Source organism: Streptomyces hesseae, assembly GCF_031845785.1.
GTDB lineage: Bacteria > Actinomycetota > Actinomycetes > Streptomycetales > Streptomycetaceae > Streptomyces > Streptomyces hesseae.
The window spans coordinates 168,510-186,094 of the sequence record NZ_JAVRFI010000008.1 but is presented as its reverse complement, the minus strand read 5'-3'; the positions used below and the strand labels follow the sequence as shown (position 1 = coordinate 186,094).

Genomic DNA, 17,585 nt, shown 5'->3' with positions numbered 1-17,585 from the left:
GGCAACGCTGTTGCGTAAGCGCAAGTGGAGGGGAGAATGGGACCTGTGAGCAATCTTGGAGCCAACCTCGCCGCCCTGCGCGACCACAACGCCGCCGTGGTCCTCGGACTGCTGCGCGACGCGGGCGAGGACGGCGCGAGCCGTGCGGAGCTGGCCGCCCGGTCGGGGCTGACACCCCAGGCCGTCAGCAAGATCACGGCACGGCTGCGGGCGGAGGGCTTCGCGGCCGAGGCCGGGCGGCGGGTCTCCACGGGCGGCAAGCCCGCGACGGCCCTACGGCTGGTGCCGGGGGCGGGGCGGGCGGTGGGGGTGCACGTGGAGCGGGACGCGGTGACGTTCACGGTCGTGGATCTTGCGGGGTCGGCCGTCGCGACTCGCACGGTGCCGCTCTCGCTCGGCGCGACAGCGGAGACCTTGGTCGACGTGGTCGTGAACGGGGTGCGAGCGCTGTTGGAAGGTGGGGGAGTCCCCCCGGAGGGGCTGAAGCTCGGCGTCGGCGTCGCCGCCCCCGGCCCTCTCGATCACGCCGGCGGCGTCCTGCGGGAAGTCACCGGATTCCCCCAGTGGAGCGGCTTCCCGTTGCGGGACGCGCTGGCCGAGCGGCTCGGCCTGCCCCCCGGCGTGCCCGTCGTCCTCGACAAGGACACCAACGCCGCCGCGCTCGGCCTCCTGCGGTCCGCCCCCCGCGAGCCGGGCTCCTTCGCCTACCTCCACCTCGGCACCGGCCTCGGCGCCGGGCTCGTGCTCGGTGGCGAGGTGCACCGGGGCGCCCGGACCGGCGCCGGGGAGTTCGGGCACCAGGTGCTGCGGCTCGACGGGCCGCCGTGCCCCTGCGGCAGGCGCGGCTGCCTCGAAGTCCTGTGCCTGCGGGCCGTCGCCGACGGCGACACCGCCCTCGCCGCGCGCCTGCTCGGCGTCGGCGCCGCCAACCTCGTCCAGCTGCTGGACATCGACCGCGTGCTGCTCGGCGGCCGGACCGTGCTGGCCGACCCCGACCCGTACGTACGAGGCGTACGCGCCGAGCTCCCCGCGTCCGTGCCCGTGGCCGTCGCCCCCGGCGGGGAGCGCGCCGTGGCCGAGGGCGCGGCCGAACTCGTGCTCGCGCCGCTCTTCGGCGCGGGCCGCGCCCTGGCGCCCGCCGCTCCGGCAGCGCTCACCCGCTCGGCCGAATGACCCGACCGGATCAAACGACTGTCGGCTCATCGGGCGGCGTTTGACGCCCGGTCGGCCGTACGGGGCCGTGCCGTACGCCCTCGACGGCGTGGGCCGTGGAAGCTTGCGGACGACCGGAGCCCCCAGCCGTAAAGGCCCGCCATGAACAGGCCCCCCAAGCCGTCGCCCCGCTCCGCCCCCCGCCGTGCCCTGCTCGTCTGCGGCGCCGTGCTCGCGCTCGGCGCCGTCGGCGCGGCGCGTCCGCCCGCCGACCCGGGACGGCAGCAGTGCGGCGACCCGCACAGCGCCGAGTTCCCGATCACGTCGCGGATCGCCGGCGGCCCCGCCGGTTACGAGCGCGGCGGCACCCCGCGCGCCTGGCGGCTGGAGCTGCGCAACGCCACCGCCACCGAGTGCCGGGCCATCCACCCCGTCGCGGTCCTCGCCGACCGGGGCCGGGCCCTTGAGCCCGCCGACTTCCACCTGGACTTCCAGGACCCGGCGGACGGCCGCTGGCTGCCCGTGCGGTTCGAGCGGACCGACGAGGCGGAGAACGTCGGTGTCCTGGACGGCGGTTCACCGGCACCCGGCGGCGAGACGCCCGCCTTCCCCGGTTTCACCGTGCCCGCCCATGGCTCGCTCACCGTGCCCCTGCGGCTGGGCTTCGCCGGCGACGCCCCCGAGGGGCCGGTCACGGTCAACGTCACGGCGGTGCAGAAGCGCGGCGGCGACGGCGCGTGGGTGGGGGAGTCGGACGACTACACGTTCGCCGTCGGGGCCGGCGGCGGAGCCGCGACGCCCTCGGCCGCCACCGCCCCCACGCGGCCCGACGCCGCCGCGCACCTGGAGCCGCCCGGACTGGCCGACACCGGTGACGAACGGCCCGTGTTCGCCGTCGGCGCGGCCGCCCTCGCCCTGCTGATCGCCGGGACGGCGCTGGTGGTCGGGGCGCGGCGACTGAACCGCTGACGCCCCCTGACCGAACGGCCGACACCCGCCGACACCCCCCAGGTCCGCCGACACCGGGGCGTCACCCGGGGGTGCGAGGATCGCGCCGTGGACAACACGCACACGCACCCCCATGACATGGCAGGTCAGCGGCCCGGCGCCCCCATTCGCGCGGGAATCCCGGAACACGGCCGGATCCCCAAGTACTACGCGGTCAAGACACGCGTGGCCGCGCTCCTCGACGAGCTGGGCGAGGGCGGTCTGCTGCCGACCGAGCGCGAGCTCGCGGCGCGCTTCGAGGTCTCGCGCGAGACCGTGCGGCAGGCCCTGCGCGAGCTGTTGCTGGAAGGGCGGCTGCGCCGCATGGGACGTGGCACGGTCGTCGCGGGGCCCAAGCTGGAGCAGCCGCTGTCCCTGGCCAGCTACACCGAGGGCGTACGCCGTCAGGGCCGCCGCCCCGGCCGTGCCCTGATCGGCCTGGACCGTCTCTCCTGCCCGGCGGGCCTCGCCCCCGACCTCGGCGTGGCGCCGGGCGAGCCGGTGTGGCACATGGAGCGCGTCCTGCTCGCGGACGACGAACGGGTGGGGCTGGAGAGTACGTACGTGGCGGTGGCGCGAGTACCGTCGCTGGACGCCGGGTTCGCCCCGGACTCGTCCTTCTACGGCTATCTGCGCGAGTGCCTCGGCATCTCCTTCGGCGACGCGGACGAGCGCCTGGAGACCGTACTGGCCACCCCGCGCGAGGCGCTGCTGATCGGTACGCCGCCCGCGCTGCCCATGCTGCTGATCCACCGGGTCTCGCGCGACACCGAGGGCCGCCCGCTGGAGCGGGTGCGGTCGCTGTACCGGGGGGACCGGTTCTCGTTCACCACGCACCTGCGCGGTGGGGACCAGCCCGGCTGATAACGGAACGATAACGGGTCTAGGCCAAGTTTGGCGGCTCGTTCACCGTCGCGTCGCCGTACGGCCCCCTCGGCGACACCGCGCCCGACGACTGTTCGAGTCATGCGAGTCATAGTCGTCGGAGCCGGGGTGCTGGGAACCATGCACGCCTGGCAGGCAGTCCAACGCGGCCACGAGGTCGTGCACATCGAGCGGGAGGCCGAGGCCCGCGGCGCCTCCGTCCGTAACTTCGGCCTGGTCTGGGTCGGCGGCCGGGCGGCCGGCGAGGAGCTGGAGACCGCCCTGCGCGCCCGGGAGCTGTGGGAGGAGATCGGCGCCGCCGTCCCCGGCCTCGGCTTCCGCGCCAACGGATCCCTGACGGCCGTCACCGACGAGACCGAACTGGCCGTCGCCCGCGCCGCCCTGGCCCGCCCCGACGCCGCCGCCCGCGGCTTCGGGCTGCTCACCCCGGACGAGGCCCGCGCTCTCAACCCCGCCCTGCGCGGCGACTTCCTCGGCGCCCTGTGGTGCGAGCGCGACGCGGCCGTCGAGCCCCGCACCGCACAGCGCGCCCTCAAGGACGCCCTCCTCGCCTCCGGCCGCTACACCTTCCTCGGCGGCCGCGAGGTCCGCGAGGTCGTCGGCGAGCGCGCCGTCCGCGACGACCGCGGCGAGCTCCACATGGGCGACGCGGTCGTCCTGTGCACGGGCGCCTGGCTGGGCGGCCTCGTCCGCGAGCTCGCCCCCGCCCTCCCCGTCCGCCGGGTGCGGCTCCAGATGATGCAGACCGCCCCGCTGGGCGAGAAGCTCACCACCTCCGTCGCCGACGCCGACAGCTTCCGCTACTACCCCGCCTACGCGGGCGCCGGCCTCGACGCCATGGCGGCGGCGAAGCCCCAGCCCCCGGTGGCGGCGGAGCACAAGATGCAGCTGCTCATGGTCCAGCGCGCCGACGGCGGCCTGACCATCGGCGACACCCACGAATACGCCGAGCCCTTCTCCTTCGACGTCGTCGAGGACCCCTACGAGCACCTGACCGCCGTCGCCGAAGGGCTCCTCGGCCGGCCGCTCCCGAAGATCCGGCACCGCTGGGCCGGGGTGTACGCGCAGTGCGTGGACACCACCCGCGTCGTCCACCGCGAGCAGGTGCGCGACGGGGTCTGGCTGGTGACCGGCCCCGGTGGCCGCGGCATGACCTGCTCCCCGGCGATCGCCGAGACCACCGCCGACGCACTGGAGTGGTGAAAGAGATGCGAGAGACGCAAGAGATGCAAGAGAACAAGAAGATCGGCCTGGTCGTCCTGGACATGGCCGGCACGACCGTCGCCGACGACGGCCTGGTCGAGCGGGCCTTCGACGCCGCCGCCCGCGCCCTGGGCGTCGAGCCGGGCACCCCCGAGCACGCCGGGCAACTGGCCTACGTCCGCGCCACCATGGGCGAATCGAAGATCTCCGTCTTCCGCCACCTCTTCGGCGGCGACGAGGAACGGGCCCAGCGCGCCAACGCCGCCTTCGAGACCGCCTACGGGCAGCTCGTCGACGCCGGGCACGTCGCGCCGATCCCCGGCGCCCGCGAGGCCATCGAGCAGCTGCGCGCCGAGGGCCGGACCGTCGTCCTCACCACCGGCTTCGCCCGCGTCACCCAGGACGCGATCCTCGCCGCCCTCGGCTGGACCGGCCTCGCCGACCTCACCCTCTGTCCGGCCGACGCCGGCGGCCGCGGCCGCCCGTACCCCGACATGGTCCTCACCGCCCTGCTGCGCACCCACGCCGCCGACTCCGTCCAGGGCATCGCCGTCGCGGGCGACACCTCCTACGACATGCTGAGCGCCCGCCGCTCGGGCGCCGCCCTCGCGGCCGGCGTCCTCACCGGCGCCCACGACGAGCCCGCCCTGCGCGCCGCCGGCGCCACCCACGTCCTGGGGTCGGTCGCCGGACTCCCGGACGCCATCGCCGCGTACGAGCGCTCCGCCGCGGAAGGCGATTGATGTCCGGCATCACGTTTGAGAACGTCTCGGTCGCCTACGGCGGGAACACCGTTCTCGACTCACTCGACCTCACCGTCGAACCCGGCGAGGTCATGGCGCTCCTCGGCCCCTCCGGCTCCGGCAAGACCACCGCGCTGCGGGCGGTCGCCGGGTTCGTCCAGCCGGCCTCCGGACGGGTGCTCATCGGCGACCGGGACGTCACCGCGCTGCCCCCGCACCGGCGGGGCGTCGGCATGGTGGTCCAGCAGTACGCGCTCTTCCCGCACATGCGGGTCGACGCCAACGTCGCCTTCGGGCTCAAGGCCCGCAAGGCGCCCCGCGCCGGGATCGCCGCCCGCGTCGCCGAGGCGCTGGAGATGACCGGCATGACCGCCTACGCCAAGCGCTACCCGCGCGAACTGTCCGGCGGCCAGCAGCAGCGCGTCGCCATCGCCCGGGCGCTGGCCGTCCGGCCCGGCGTGCTCCTCCTCGACGAACCGCTCTCCGCGCTCGACGCCCAGCTGCGCTCCGGCATGCTCGCCGAACTCGCCCGGCTCCACCGCGAACTGCCCGGCGTCTCCATGCTGTACGTCACCCACGACCAGGTCGAGGCGCTCACCCTCGCCGACCGGATCGCGGTCATGGACAGCGCCCGCCTCCAGGACTGCGGCACCCCGCACGACCTCTACCGCCGCCCGCGCACCGAGTTCACGGCGTCCTTCGTCGGCGACGCGAACCTGCTGCCCGTCACCGTCAGGGACGGCGGCGCCGAATTCGCCGGCACCCGGCTGGACGTGGCGGCAGGCAGAGCCGCCCCCGGGGCCTCGGCCACGCTCTGCGTCCGCCCCCACCTGGTCGGGCTCGGCACCGGGCCCAACACCCTGCGCGGCACGATCGCCGAGCTCCAGTGGCGCGGCGCCACCCACCGGCTCCACGTCGACGTGGCCGGCCACCGGGTGAAGGCCGACGTCCGCGAACTGCGGGAGCCGCTGCCCCTGGGCACGGAGGTGTCGCTGCACTTCGCCGCCGAGGACGCGGTACTGCTGCCGGCGGGAGTGGCGCGTGGCTAGCCCCGGGGCGACCCGGCCCGGCCGGGCCGCTTGGGCCGCCTGGGCCCTCGCCCTCCCGCCCGTCGCCGCCCTCGGCCTCGTCTTCCTCTACCCCCTGGCCCTGGTCGTCCGGGAATCCGTCTCCCCGGACGGCGGCGGATTCTCGCTGTCCGCCTACAGCGACGTCCTCGCGCAGACCGCGTTCCGCGACGCCCTCACCAACACCGTCCTCATCGCCGTCGGCGCCACCCTCGGCGCCGTCGCCCTCGGCTTCGCGCTCGCGCTCGTCATCGCCTTCGTCCCCTTCCCGGGCGGAAAGGCGCTGAGCCGCTTCATCGACGTCTTCCTCTCCTTCCCGTCCTTCCTGATCACCCTCGCCCTGCTCTTCGTCTACGGCACCGTCGGCATGGCCAACGGGCTGTGGACCGGGATGACCGGCGCCGCCCACGGCCCGTTCGACTTCCTCCACACCCCCTGGGGCGTACTCCTCGCGGAGGTCACCTACTTCACCCCGTTCGTGATGCGGCCCCTCCTCGCCGCCTTCTCCCAGCTGGAGACCGCGCAGCTGGAGGCCGCCTCCTCGCTCGGGGCCACCGCGCCCCGGATCGTACGGCGGGTGATCCTGCCCGAGGCGCTGCCCTCGCTCGCGGCGGGCGGGTCGCTGGTGCTGGTGATGTGCCTCAACGAGTTCGGGATCGTGCTCTTCACCGGCGCCAAGGGCGTGACGACGCTGCCGACGCTCATCTACGGCAAGGCGATCCTCGACGGCGACTACACGGGCGCCTGCGTCGTTGCGGTCGTGAACATCGCCCTGTCGGTGGCCCTCTACGGGCTCTACCGCCTCCTCGTCCCCACCAACGGAGTCCGACGTGCTCGTGCATAGCCGCACCGCCCGGTGGGTCGTGTGGGCCGCCTTCACCGTGGTCTTCCTGCCCGTCTTCGCGCTGCCGTTCCTGGTGATCCTCGCGGCCTCCTTCGCCACCGGCTGGAGCGGCGCGCTGCCCTCCGGCGCGACCCTCGCCCACTACCGGGACATCGCCCGCGGCGACGCGCTCGACGCGCTGGTCACCAGCCTGCTGACCGGCCTCGCGGCGAGCGCGCTGGCGCTGGCCATCGGCACCTGGTCCGCCCTCGCGGCCCAGGCGCTGCGCACCCGGGCGCGCCGGCTGAGCCGGGCCGCCGACACGCTGTTCATGCTGCCGGTCGCCGTGCCCTCCGTGGTCGTGGGCCTCTCGCTCCTCGTCGCCTTCTCCAAGCCGCCGCTGCTCCTCAACGGCACGCCCACGATCGTCGTCCTGGCCCACACCGTGCTGGTGACCGCCTTCGCCCACCAGTCCGTGACCGCGGCGCTGAGCCGCCTGGACCCGGCGTACGAGCAGGCCGCGGCCGGCCTCGGCGCGAGCCCGGCGCATGTGCTGCGACGGGTCAAGCTCCCCCTGCTGCTGCCGTCCCTGTCGGCCGCCGCCGGCCTCTGCTTCGCCCTGTCCATGGGCGAGCTGAGCGCCACGATGATGCTCTACCCGCCGGACTGGCTGCCCCTGCCGGTCAAGGTCTTCGCCGCCACCGACCGGGGGTCCCTCTTCTCGGGCGCCGCGCTCGCCGTCGTCCTCATGGGCACGACGCTGATCGTCCTGACCGCGGTCTCCCGGATCCGTACGAGGGCCTCCTACCGCTAGCCCACCACCGAAGGAGTCCGACACGTCATGCCCCGCCCCCTTACCCCCCGCCCGCTCGCGCTCGCCGCCGCGCTGTCGGTCCTCGCCCTCGGCACGACCCTCACCGGCTGCGGCGCCTCCGCCGCGGGGAACGCCAAGGAAATCACCGTCTACAGCGCCGACGGCCTCAAGGCCGAGGACGGTTCCGGCTTCTACGACAAGGTCTTCAAGGATTTCCGGAAGGAGACCGGAATCAAGGTCGACTACGTCGAGGGCGGCTCCGGGGAGCTCGTCCAGCGCCTGGACCGGGAGAAGTCCAACACCAAGGCCGACGTGGTCGTCACCCTGCCGCCCTTCATCCAGCAGGCCGACGGCAAGGGCCTGTTGGAGGCCTATACGCCCAAGGGCTCCGAGAACGTCGCCGCGAGCGACAAGGACCCGAACGGCAAATGGACCTCCATCGCCGACAATTACTTCTGCTTCATCTACAACTCGAAGGAACTGAAGAGCACTCCGCCGAAGACCTGGAAGGACCTCCTCGACCCGAAGTTCAAGGGGAAGCTCCAGTACTCCACCCCCGGCGTCGCGGGCGACGGCACCGCCGTCCTGATCAAGGCCATGCACGACCTGGGCGGCAAGGACAAGGCCATGGCCTTCCTCAAGGACCTCCAGGCCAACAACGTCGGCCCCTCGAAGTCGACCGGCCAGCTCGCCCCCAAGGTCGACAAGGGCGAACTCCTGGTGGCCAACGGCGACGTCCAGATGAATTTCGCGAACATGAAGTCCATGCCGAACCAGGGGATCTTCTTCCCGGCCGGCGACGACGGAAAGCCCACCACCTTCGCCCTGCCCTACGCGGCCGGACTGGTGAAGGACGCCCCGCACGACGAGAACGCCAGGAAGTTCCTGGACTACCTCCTCACCGAACCCGTCCAGAAGGCCGTCTCCGGCGTCGGCGGCGGTTTCTCCTCCCGCACGGACGTGAAGGCCACCGACCTCAGCGCCACCTCCCTGGCGAACCTTATGAAAGGCGTCGAGATATTCCGCCCCGACTGGGCCGACATCGACAGGAATCTCCCCTCCTATGTCAGCGCGTGGAAGGCGGCCACCGGCAACTGATTAGGCTGGGGGTGTCGGGGCGACGCACGAGCGGCGGCGTCCCGGCGTCCCCGACCCGTCCCCGGCGACGGGCACAGCACGGCAGGAGTCCGCAGTGGCAGAACGCAAGCCGATCGAGTCCTGGCTCACCGACATGGACGGCGTCCTCATGCACGAGGGCATCCCGGTCCCCGGCGCCGACGCCTTCATCGCCCGGCTACGGGAGTCCGGCAAGCCCTTCCTGGTGCTGACCAACAACTCGATCTACACCGCCCGCGACCTCCACGCGCGCCTGAAGCGGATCGGGCTGGACGTGCCGGTCCGCAACATCTGGACGTCCGCGCTGGCCACCGCCCAGTTCCTGGACGACCAGCGGCCGGGCGGCACCGCCTACGTCATCGGCGAGGCCGGCCTGACCACCGCCCTCCACGACATCGGCTACGTCCTCACCGACGCCGATCCCGACTACGTGGTGCTCGGCGAGACCCGCACCTACAGCTTCGAAGCCCTCACCAAGGCCATCCGCCTGATCAACAACGGCGCCCGCTTCATCGCCACCAACCCCGACGAGACCGGCCCCTCCGCCGAGGGCGCGCTGCCCGCCACCGGCTCCGTCGCCGCCCTCATCACCAAGGCCACCGGCCGCGAGCCCTACTTCGTCGGCAAGCCCAACCCCCTGATGATGCGGGCCGGCCTCAACGCCATCGGCGCCCACTCCGAGACCAGCGCCATGATCGGCGACCGGATGGACACCGACATCCTGGCGGGCCTGGAGGCCGGCATGGAGACCTTCCTGGTGCTCACCGGCCTCACCCGGGCCGAGGAGGTCGACCTCCACCCCTTCCGCCCGTCCAGGGTCGTCGACTCCATCGCGGACCTCGTCGAGCTCATCTGACGCCCCGCCCCGGCCGGGCCCGCGCCCCCGCGCTGACCCGACCGGCTTGGATGATCGTCAAATGGAGCAATACGGCTACGGAGCGGATGCGTCCACGGACATCACCGGGTGAACCTCGGGAGTACCAGGAGGTTCACTATGGATGCAGTCCGCTCCGCCCTCAGCGGGGTCGTGATCGCGGCGGCGCTCGCCGCGGGCGCGGGCCCCGCCCACGCCAACGACGGGCCCGTCACCATGTCCGGGACCATGGAGCTCACCCCCGTCACCACCCGGCCCGGCGCCGAGGTGCAGCTGAGGGTCTCCGGCTGTACCGGCGAGCGGGGGACCGCCACCTCCGAGGCGTTCGTCTCCGACGCCAAGCTCGCCAAGGACTCCGCCGGGATGTTCGCCGAGACCACCATCCGCCAGGCCGTACGCCCCGGGACCTACCCGGTCAGGGTCAACTGCGACGGCACGGAGGCCACGGCCGAGGGCAAACTGACCGTCGTCACCGACGGCTCCGACGCCCGCCGGGACGACCACCCCGACGCCGACCACCCGGCCGCGGGCTCCCTCGCCGACCGCGACGACCACGGCACCCTCACCGGCCGCGACCGCCGCCTCGGCCACTCCTCGCCCGTCGCCCCCGTCCCCGCCGGAGGCGGCGGCAGCACCTCCCACGCGGCCGCCGTGGAACCGCCCGACACCGCGGGCCTCGCCCTCGCCGGCACCACCGCGGCCATCGCCGGCGCGCTGATCTGGCACCGGCGGCGCACCGCCGCGGCCCGGCGCTGACCCGGCGGGACGGACGACCGCCATGGACGAGGACCGCCCCGGCGGCACCGGCCGGCTGCTGACCGGCACGGCCTGGGCCGCCCTGCTGGTGGCGCTGTGGCTGTGGGGACGCGACATCACCGAGGTGCCCATGGCGACCGCCCCCACCACCGGCGACGTGGCCGCCGTCGGCCGGCCCGCCGACCCCGCGCTGCCCCCGCCCCACCACCCCCTGACCGGGAGCCGCCCACAGAGCCTGACCATCAAGGCCATGAACGTCCACGCCCCCGTCGAGGACCACGGCCTGACCCCCCGGGGCGCGGTCGACCCGCCCCCGTACGCCCGGCCCGGCGCCGTCGCCTGGTACCGGGACGGGCCCCGGCCCGGCAGCCCCGGCGCCGCCGTCCTCGTCGGCCACCTCGACACCGATCACGCGCCCGCCGTCTTCTACGGACTCGGCGGCATCAGGCGCGGCACCGAGGTCGACGTCACCCGCGCCGACGGCTCCGTCGCCGAGTTCACCGTCGAGGACGTCTCCGTCTTCACCAAGGAACGCTTCGACGCCGCACGCGCCTATGGACCCCGTGTCAAGGGCCGCGCCGAGCTGCGCCTCATCACCTGCGGCGGCTACTACGACCGCGACCGGCGCACCTACAGTGCCAACGTCGTCGTCTCCGCCTATCTGACCGGCGCGACCGACCCCGCCGCCACGGGATCCGGCCATGCGGCCTGAGACCCCGGCCGACGGCCCGCCCGAGCGCACGGGCACCCGCCGGCCGGGTCGCCCGACAGAGCGACCCGCCACGTGTCGTGGCATGACTGCCCCCGGGCGTGGGCACGTCTGTGCCAGCATGGGGACGGCGCTTCCGTCAATCACCTCCACAGGCAGTACACCCAAGGGGGAGTGGATGTACCGCAGTTACTCCGGCCGCGCGCGCCGGGGCCGCAGGGCATGGGCGCGGACGGGGGCGACGGCGGGGGTGCTCCTGCTCCTCACGACCACGGGCTGCGGCTCCTCGGACGAATCCGGCGCCCCCAGGAAGGACGCCCTCGCCGTCCAGGCCCCCTCCCAGCTCCCCAAGTCCACCTCTCCCTACTGGGTGAACCCCGACGGCACGGCCGCCCGCGAGGCCCTCCGGCTCGGCAAGGCCGGCAAGGCCCAGGACGCCGCGCTGATCGCGAAGATCGCCGCCCAGCCCGTCGCCGAATGGGTCGGCGCCGACGACCCGGACGCCCAGACCCGCGGCTTCACCGAGGCCGCCGCGGCCGTCGACCGCGACGCGCTGCTGGTCCTCTACAACATCCCCCACCGCGACTGCGGCCAGTACTCCCAGGGCGGCGCCGCCGACGGCGACTCCTACCGGGCCTGGCTGGACAAGGCCGCCGCCGGCATCGGCGACCGCAGGACGACCGTCATCCTCGAACCCGACGCCCTGCCGCACATGGAGGACGGCTGCACCCCCCAGCAGTTCCACGAGGAGCGCTACGCACTCCTCAAGGACGCCGTCGGCAGGCTCAAGGCCCTCCCGAGGACCAAGGTCTACCTGGACGCGGGCAACCCCAGCTGGGTGACGCCCGCCGACCGCATGGCCGACCCGCTGCGCCGCGCGGGCATCGACCAGGCCGACGGCTTCGCCCTCAACGTCTCCAACTTCCAGACCACCCAGGACAGCAAGGACTACGGCCACCGGATCTCCGAGCAACTGGGCGGCAAGCACTTCGTCATCGACACCAGCCGCAACGGCAACGGCCCGCTCTCCGGCGGCCACGAGAAGGCCTGGTGCAACCCCTCCGGACGCGCCCTCGGCGACCCCCCGACCACGAAGACGGGAGACGCGCTGGTGGACGCCTACCTCTGGGTCAAACGGCCCGGGGAGTCGGACGGCACCTGCAAGGGCGGCCCGGACGCCGGCCAGTGGTGGGAGAACTACGCCCTGGAGCTGGCCCGCAACACCCGCTGACCACCGCCGGCGCCCGGGCCCGCGCTCACTCCCCGCCCTGCTCCCCGGAGGCCTTCTCCGCCACCGGCACCTTGACCCACACCGCCTCGGACGGGGTGCCCTTGCCGTCGATCAGCTCCAGCATGTACCAGCCGGGCGGCACCAGGGACGGGTCCCCGGGCACGGTGACGGTCACGCCGTCCGCCGATTTGGCGAGGTCCAGCGCGATCGAGCGCTGCTCGATATTGGTGACATGGGTGAAGGACCCCGGCCGGATCAGCCGCGCCCGGGAGATCTCCTTGGTGTCGCCGGTGCGGTACGAGGTCCGCTCGCCCAGCTTGACGGTCCGGGGGGCGGTGTCCTTGAACTCCGGGCGCTCGTCGCGGAAGAGATACGGCGGCGTGTAGAGGTCGATCTGCTGCTGGAACGTACCGGGCCTGGTGTTGTCCTTGTCGCCGAACAGCGAGTCGGAGCCGAAGGTCATCACCCGGCCGTCGGGCAGCAGCAGGGCACCGGAGTGGTAGTTGCGGCCCACCAGCGGATCGGCGACGCGACGGGTGGAGTTGGCGCCCGGGTCGTAGAGCTCGGCCCCCAGGACGTTGGACTGGCTGCGCCCCCGGTAGTCGCCCGAGCCATTGGTGGTCAGCACGGTGTCGTCGGGGAGGATGACACTGCTGGGATAGCGGACCTCGGCGTAGAGGTCGGGGCCGTCGTGGAAACGCGGCTTGTCCTCGCGCAGGTCCACGATGCGCGTCTTGGCGGTGGACTTGCGGTCCTCGCCCACCCCGCCGCCGCCGAGGACCATGAAGCGCTGCTCCTGGGCGGGCGGCAGGAGCACGGACATCGAGGTCTCCAGGATGTCCGGATCGCTGATGCCGGGCACTTCCGTGAACGCGTTGCTCTCCAGGTCCCACAGGCCCGGGGTGCGGCCCTTGTCGGCCGGGCCGTAGCCCGCGTTGGAGCCGGTGTAGAAGATCTTTCCCTTGTCGGCGAGGAAGAGGGCCGGATAGGTGGGGAAGAACCGCTCCTCGGGGAGGTAGGACCACTTCTTGGTCCTCGGGTCGTAGATCTCGTTCTTCCCGGGGACGACCTGGCCGATCTCGTCCAGCCCGGAGACCGAGAGCACCCTGCCGTCCTGGAGCGTGGTCAGGGTCGGGTACCAGCGGGCCTCCTCCATCGGGTCGACCGTGATGTAGCGCTCGGCCACGGGGTCGAATTCGAAGGCGTCCTTGATGCCCTGGAAATCCTTCTTGTCGAAGGAGAGCTTGTTGGCGATGCCGTAGTTGTTCCGGTCGTCGACGCCGGTGAGACCCTGGATGCGGTAGTTGTCGGTGGCCCCCGTCTCGTACTTGGGGCCCTTGTCCAGGGCCTCCACATAGACGCGCGCGGTACTGGCCGTGACCTTGACCTTGTCGCCCTCGCCGGTCTTGGTCGCGCGCGGCACGAGGACGGCGTCCTTGGACTCGAAGGTCTTGTGATTGGCCTTGCCCGTGAAGCGGGTGCCCGCCGGGAAGGTCATCGGCTTGTCGGGGTTCTCATTGTGGACGATCATCAGGCCGCCGGCCTTGGTGACGTCGCCGTTGAGCTTCTCGTAACGCTGGGTGCCGCCCGCCACCAGGAGCCTGCCGTCCGGCAGCTGGGTGTGGCCGGCGCAGAACAGGTCCTTGGGCGTGGGGATGTTCTTGAAGGTGTTCCTGCGCGGGTCCCACAGGACCGTGCGGAAGGACTTGGCCTTGAAATTGGCGGCGTTGTTCCCGGAGCCGGCCACGAGGAGCACCTTGCCGGTGTGCAACAAGGCGGCGTGAATGGTGTTGATCCGGTATTCCCGGGGGACGTCCACGACGTCCCAGTGGCCGTTCTCCGCCTTGTAGGCGGGCTGATTGATCTTGTATGCGTGATACCGGTCGGCGGTGTAGTCCCAGAGCGCCGGGCCGTTCATTCCCGCCAGGGCGAACACGACCGCCGCACCCACCGTCGTACGACGGGTGCGGCGGCTCGGTTGGAATCTCATCGCTGACGGGCTCCCTCGGGATGCTTGGCGCGGTACAGCGTCCACGACCACGCGACGATCGGGGCCATGGTGACCGCGAGGGCGAGCGACGCCCAGGTGCGCATGGCCACATGGGTGTGGCCGAGGACGAAGGAGGCCACCAGCGACCCCCCGAAGACGAGCAGGAAGAACAGATGGATGCGGAAGGTGCCGAAGAGGGTGTCGGGGCTGGCCGAATCGCCCTTGGGCGTCACCACGAACGAGCTCTTGCGGCGCAGCACCGCGTCCGTCAGCGAGCGGGCGTAGATCGGCGCGGAGAGCGCGGACATCACCATGCCCGCGAGACCGCCCGAGCCCTCGGGCTCATGGGGGGAGACATTGTGCCGGCGGTTCCAGATGTAGAGGCCGATCTGGAGGGCCGCGGCGTCGCTGTAGAGCATCATCCAGATCTCGGAGTCGATGGAGATGCCGGAGGCGCCGAGCCCCAGGAAGAGCGCGCAACTCAGCGCTCCTAGCATCCAGTTGAGCGCTGTCATCGGATAATAGATGACCATCAGGGTGTAATTGAGGAACTTCCCCGGCGACAGCGTGAAGGGGCCCTTCCAGTACTGCTTGATGATGGTCTCGTAGGTGCCCCGGGACCAGCGCAGCTGCTGGGTGAAGAAGTCCGTCCAGGCGTTCGGCCCCTCGCCCACTGCGAGGACGTCGGGGGTGTAGACCGAGCGCCATTTCCGGCCCGTCCCCGGATTGCGGTGCCGGTGCAGCTCGAAGCCGGTGGCCATGTCCTCGGTGATCGAGTCGTAGAGCCCGCCGATGCCCTTGAGGGCGCTGATCCGCACGGCGTTGTTGGTGCCCACGAACATGGGTGCGCCGTAGCGGTTCCCGGCGCGCTGGATCAGCGCGTGGAAGAGGAACTGCTGGCTCTCCGCGGCCTTGGTGACCGCCGCCTCGTAGTTCCCGTACACCTGGGGGCCGACGACGAAGGCGATGTCCGGGTCACGGAAGTAACCGAGCATCCTTTCGAGGAAGTTGGGGAGCGGGACATGGTCGGTGTCGACGGACGCGAAGAAGTCGTACTCGTCGCCGTGGGCGTCGAGCCAGGCGTTGTAATTGCCGTGCTTGGTGCGCGCCCGGTGCGGGCCCTTCGGCTGGTTCCATTTCTCCACGCCCTTGCGGGAGAAATGGCGGACGCCCAGGCGCGCGCAGACGGCCTTGACCTCGGGGTCGTCGCCCTCGTCGAGCAGCCAGACGTGCACGGGCCCCCGGTGGCGGACCTTGACCGCCGCCTCCAGGGTCCTGGTGACCATCTCGATGGGCTCCTTGCCCGGCACGAAGGAGGTCAGGAAGGCCACCTTGGTGCCGGTCTCGGGGACGACCGGTATCGGGTCGCGGGCGACGAGGGTGGCGTGGGCGTTGGACGTCACGTTCAGCGTGCGGAAGAGCTCGATCAGCCCGATCGACACGAGCATCACGGTGTCGAGGGCGCGCATCAGCGGTGTGCCGTGCTCCCGCTGGGTCCAGTGGGCGGGCTGCATCAGCCAGATCAGCAGGCCCAGCGAGACCACGGGCGCCGCGCCGAGCAGCAGCGCCGCCTGGACGCGGTGCGGCTCGTCGGCGAGGAGGCTGCGGTAGCGCACCCGGTACGGGCCGGGGTCCTGCGGTGGCCGGCTCAGCGGGCCGGCGAGCCGGCTGTAGTGCTCGTAGTCGAAACGGGGGAGGGGCTCGCGGCGGCGGGGCGGCGAGGCCCGTCTGGGCGGGTGGGGCCCCGGCGGCGAGTCGTCCGCGCCGGCCGGGGCCGGCAGGCGCGGGCGTGCCGTCACCGATGGGTCGTAGGGCTGCTGCCGGGCGTCGGCAGGCGTGGACGTCATGAGTCATTCCCCCCGCACGCATGCTCGCTGCGTGTGTGTGCCGTTTCGCGGGCCCCCCGGCCCCCCTGGCCGCGCGCGGGCATGGCCCGTGCCGGCTCCTTGCGGCGCCACCCAACTCCCCGTTGGCGACGTGACATTGGGTGAAGTCGTGCGCTTTAGGATCTCGGACCGCGCATCATGATCGCAAGGGTGAAACAAGGTGTTTACCGGGCAAAGCGGTACGCCGAACGAAGATGCTTGCGAATGTTGCGGAAGCGGTCATCAATGATGCGTGTAGATGTTCGCATCGAACAGAGAACGACTCAGGGCTCCTCACCGATGGTGAGGAGCCCTGAGTCTCGCGTGCGCCGCCAGGGACTCGAACCCCGGACCCGCTGATTAAGAGTCAGCTGCTCTAACCAACTGAGCTAGCGGCGCCTGCTGACAGAGAAAACTCTACCCGATGCCCGGGAGTGCCTCCGACCGCTGCGGTCGCTATGCCCGAAAATCGGGCGATATTTATTACGGAGGGTGACTCTCTCGCGACATGCGGTTCTCCTTGGTCGCTGAGAAGCTGTGCCGAGCGGAACCGAGGGAAAGGCGGCGGGGAGATGCCCGAGGAGATACCCGCCGGGCGCGGTCGGCACCGGCGCCCCCGGCGCACCGGGCGCCGGGCGGCGATGGCGGCCGCAGGGGCCGTGCTGCTCGCCGGCACGGGCACGTTCGCCCTCGCGACCGAGCGGCCCGACCCCCTTCCGGACCCGGTGGCCGTCGCCGCCGACGACCCGGACGGCGGCCCGCCCGACACCGCTCCCGAGGACCTGCCCGCCGACGTGCCCCCCGAGGTCCTCGCCGACACCGACGCCGACGACACGACCGTCGTCGACGGCGACGATGTCGCCGATCAGGGCGGCGGGACCGGCGAGAGCGCCAGGATCCGCGGGCTGGAGCCCGCCATCGCCTTCGCGCTGGGCCATCTGGGCGACCCCTACGCCTACGGCGGCGCCGGCCCCCACCGCTGGGACTGCTCCGGGCTCGTCCAGCAGGCGTACCAGCGGGCGGGGGTCCGGCTGCCGCGGCTGGCGGCCGACCAGTACCGCGCCACCCGGCGCATTCCGCGCACCGCCCTCGCCCGTGGCGACCTCGTCTTCTGGTCCAGCGACGGCCGGGCCTCCGGGGTGCACCACGTCGCGATCTACCTGGGCGGCGGGCGCTATGTCGAGGCGGCCCGCCCGGGGACCCGGGTGCGGATCTCCAGCCTCGCGTACTTCGACGCGCGCATGTACGGCCGGATCGAGTCGCCCGACCGTGACGGTCTCGGCCGGGACGAGGAGGCCGGATCGCCGGTCACCTGTACGGGCGATGAGGAGCGCTGCGACCGAGGGTGACGTCAAGACCGCAATTTTGGC

16 protein-coding genes and 1 tRNA gene are annotated in these 17,585 nt (G+C 72.4%); 14 read left to right on the top strand and 3 right to left on the bottom strand.

The window, feature by feature from the left end:
• Positions 1-36 precede the first annotated feature (36 nt).
• The 13 genes from RM609_RS15455 to RM609_RS15395 all read left to right on the top strand — a co-directional run bounded on the left by RM609_RS15455 (position 37) and on the right by RM609_RS15395 (position 12,360).
• A complete protein-coding gene (locus RM609_RS15455) occupies positions 37-1,173 on the top strand; it encodes an ROK family transcriptional regulator (protein ID WP_438828442.1) in 1,137 nt (378 codons plus the stop codon).
• Between the two features lie 141 nt (positions 1,174-1,314).
• Positions 1,315-2,121, top strand: a complete 807-nt coding sequence (locus RM609_RS15450; protein WP_311611306.1) for a hypothetical protein — start codon at positions 1,315-1,317, stop codon at positions 2,119-2,121.
• A gap of 117 nt (positions 2,122-2,238) precedes the next feature.
• On the top strand, positions 2,239-3,003 hold the full coding sequence (locus RM609_RS15445; RefSeq protein WP_311611449.1) for a GntR family transcriptional regulator: 765 nt from the start codon (positions 2,239-2,241) through the stop codon (positions 3,001-3,003).
• A 102-nt stretch (positions 3,004-3,105) separates the two neighbouring features.
• The gene (locus tag RM609_RS15440; RefSeq protein ID WP_311611305.1) at positions 3,106-4,227 is read left to right on the top strand and encodes a TIGR03364 family FAD-dependent oxidoreductase; all 1,122 of its coding nucleotides are present in this window, start codon (positions 3,106-3,108) and stop codon (positions 4,225-4,227) included.
• 5 nt (positions 4,228-4,232) lie between these two features.
• Entirely contained in the window at positions 4,233-4,970 is a 738-nt protein-coding gene (locus RM609_RS15435; RefSeq protein WP_311611303.1) for a phosphonatase-like hydrolase, read from the top strand.
• Positions 4,970-6,019, top strand: coding sequence for an ABC transporter ATP-binding protein (locus tag RM609_RS15430; protein WP_311611301.1), 1,050 nt, complete (start codon positions 4,970-4,972; stop codon positions 6,017-6,019). The genes RM609_RS15435 and RM609_RS15430 overlap by 1 nt, the downstream gene beginning before the upstream one ends.
• Complete coding sequence (locus RM609_RS15425; RefSeq protein ID WP_311611299.1) at positions 6,012-6,881, top strand: 2-aminoethylphosphonate ABC transporter permease subunit; 870 nt, start codon at positions 6,012-6,014, stop codon at positions 6,879-6,881. The genes RM609_RS15430 and RM609_RS15425 overlap by 8 nt, the downstream gene beginning before the upstream one ends.
• Positions 6,868-7,674 (top strand): ABC transporter permease, encoded by an 807-nt coding sequence (locus RM609_RS15420; protein ID WP_311611297.1) that lies wholly within the window; start codon positions 6,868-6,870, stop codon positions 7,672-7,674. Before RM609_RS15425 ends, RM609_RS15420 begins: the two co-directional genes overlap by 14 nt.
• A gap of 27 nt (positions 7,675-7,701) precedes the next feature.
• Entirely contained in the window at positions 7,702-8,772 is a 1,071-nt protein-coding gene (locus RM609_RS15415; protein ID WP_311611295.1) for a 2-aminoethylphosphonate ABC transporter substrate-binding protein, read from the top strand.
• Positions 8,773-8,866: 94 nt separating this feature from the next.
• Positions 8,867-9,646 carry an HAD-IIA family hydrolase gene (locus RM609_RS15410; RefSeq protein ID WP_311611293.1) on the top strand — a complete coding sequence of 260 codons (780 nt, stop codon included), beginning with the start codon at positions 8,867-8,869 and terminating at the stop codon, positions 9,644-9,646.
• 138 nt (positions 9,647-9,784) lie between these two features.
• Entirely contained in the window at positions 9,785-10,420 is a 636-nt protein-coding gene (locus RM609_RS15405; protein WP_311611291.1) for a hypothetical protein, read from the top strand.
• A 22-nt stretch (positions 10,421-10,442) separates the two neighbouring features.
• Positions 10,443-11,132, top strand: a complete 690-nt coding sequence (locus RM609_RS15400) for a class F sortase (RefSeq protein ID WP_311611289.1) — start codon at positions 10,443-10,445, stop codon at positions 11,130-11,132.
• A gap of 175 nt (positions 11,133-11,307) precedes the next feature.
• Positions 11,308-12,360: a glycoside hydrolase family 6 protein gene (locus tag RM609_RS15395; protein WP_311611287.1), complete on the top strand. Its 1,053-nt coding sequence runs from the start codon at positions 11,308-11,310 to the stop codon at positions 12,358-12,360.
• Positions 12,361-12,385: 25 nt separating this feature from the next.
• Here the strand turns inward: RM609_RS15395 and glxA are convergent, their stop codons facing one another.
• The 3 genes from glxA to RM609_RS15380 all read right to left on the bottom strand — a co-directional run bounded on the left by glxA (position 12,386) and on the right by RM609_RS15380 (position 16,614).
• Entirely contained in the window at positions 12,386-14,350 is a 1,965-nt protein-coding gene (gene glxA, locus RM609_RS15390) for a radical copper oxidase GlxA (RefSeq protein WP_311611285.1), read from the bottom strand.
• Positions 14,347-16,197 carry a glycosyltransferase family 2 protein gene (locus RM609_RS15385; protein WP_311611284.1) on the bottom strand — a complete coding sequence of 617 codons (1,851 nt, stop codon included), beginning with the start codon at positions 16,195-16,197 and terminating at the stop codon, positions 14,347-14,349. The genes glxA and RM609_RS15385 overlap by 4 nt, the downstream gene beginning before the upstream one ends.
• Positions 16,198-16,540: 343 nt before the next feature.
• Positions 16,541-16,614, bottom strand: a tRNA-Lys gene (locus RM609_RS15380).
• Positions 16,615-16,787: 173 nt separating this feature from the next.
• Between RM609_RS15380 and RM609_RS15375 the strand changes: the two genes are divergently transcribed.
• Positions 16,788-17,564 carry a C40 family peptidase gene (locus RM609_RS15375; protein WP_311611283.1) on the top strand — a complete coding sequence of 259 codons (777 nt, stop codon included), beginning with the start codon at positions 16,788-16,790 and terminating at the stop codon, positions 17,562-17,564.
• The last annotated feature ends 21 nt before the right edge of the window (positions 17,565-17,585 follow it).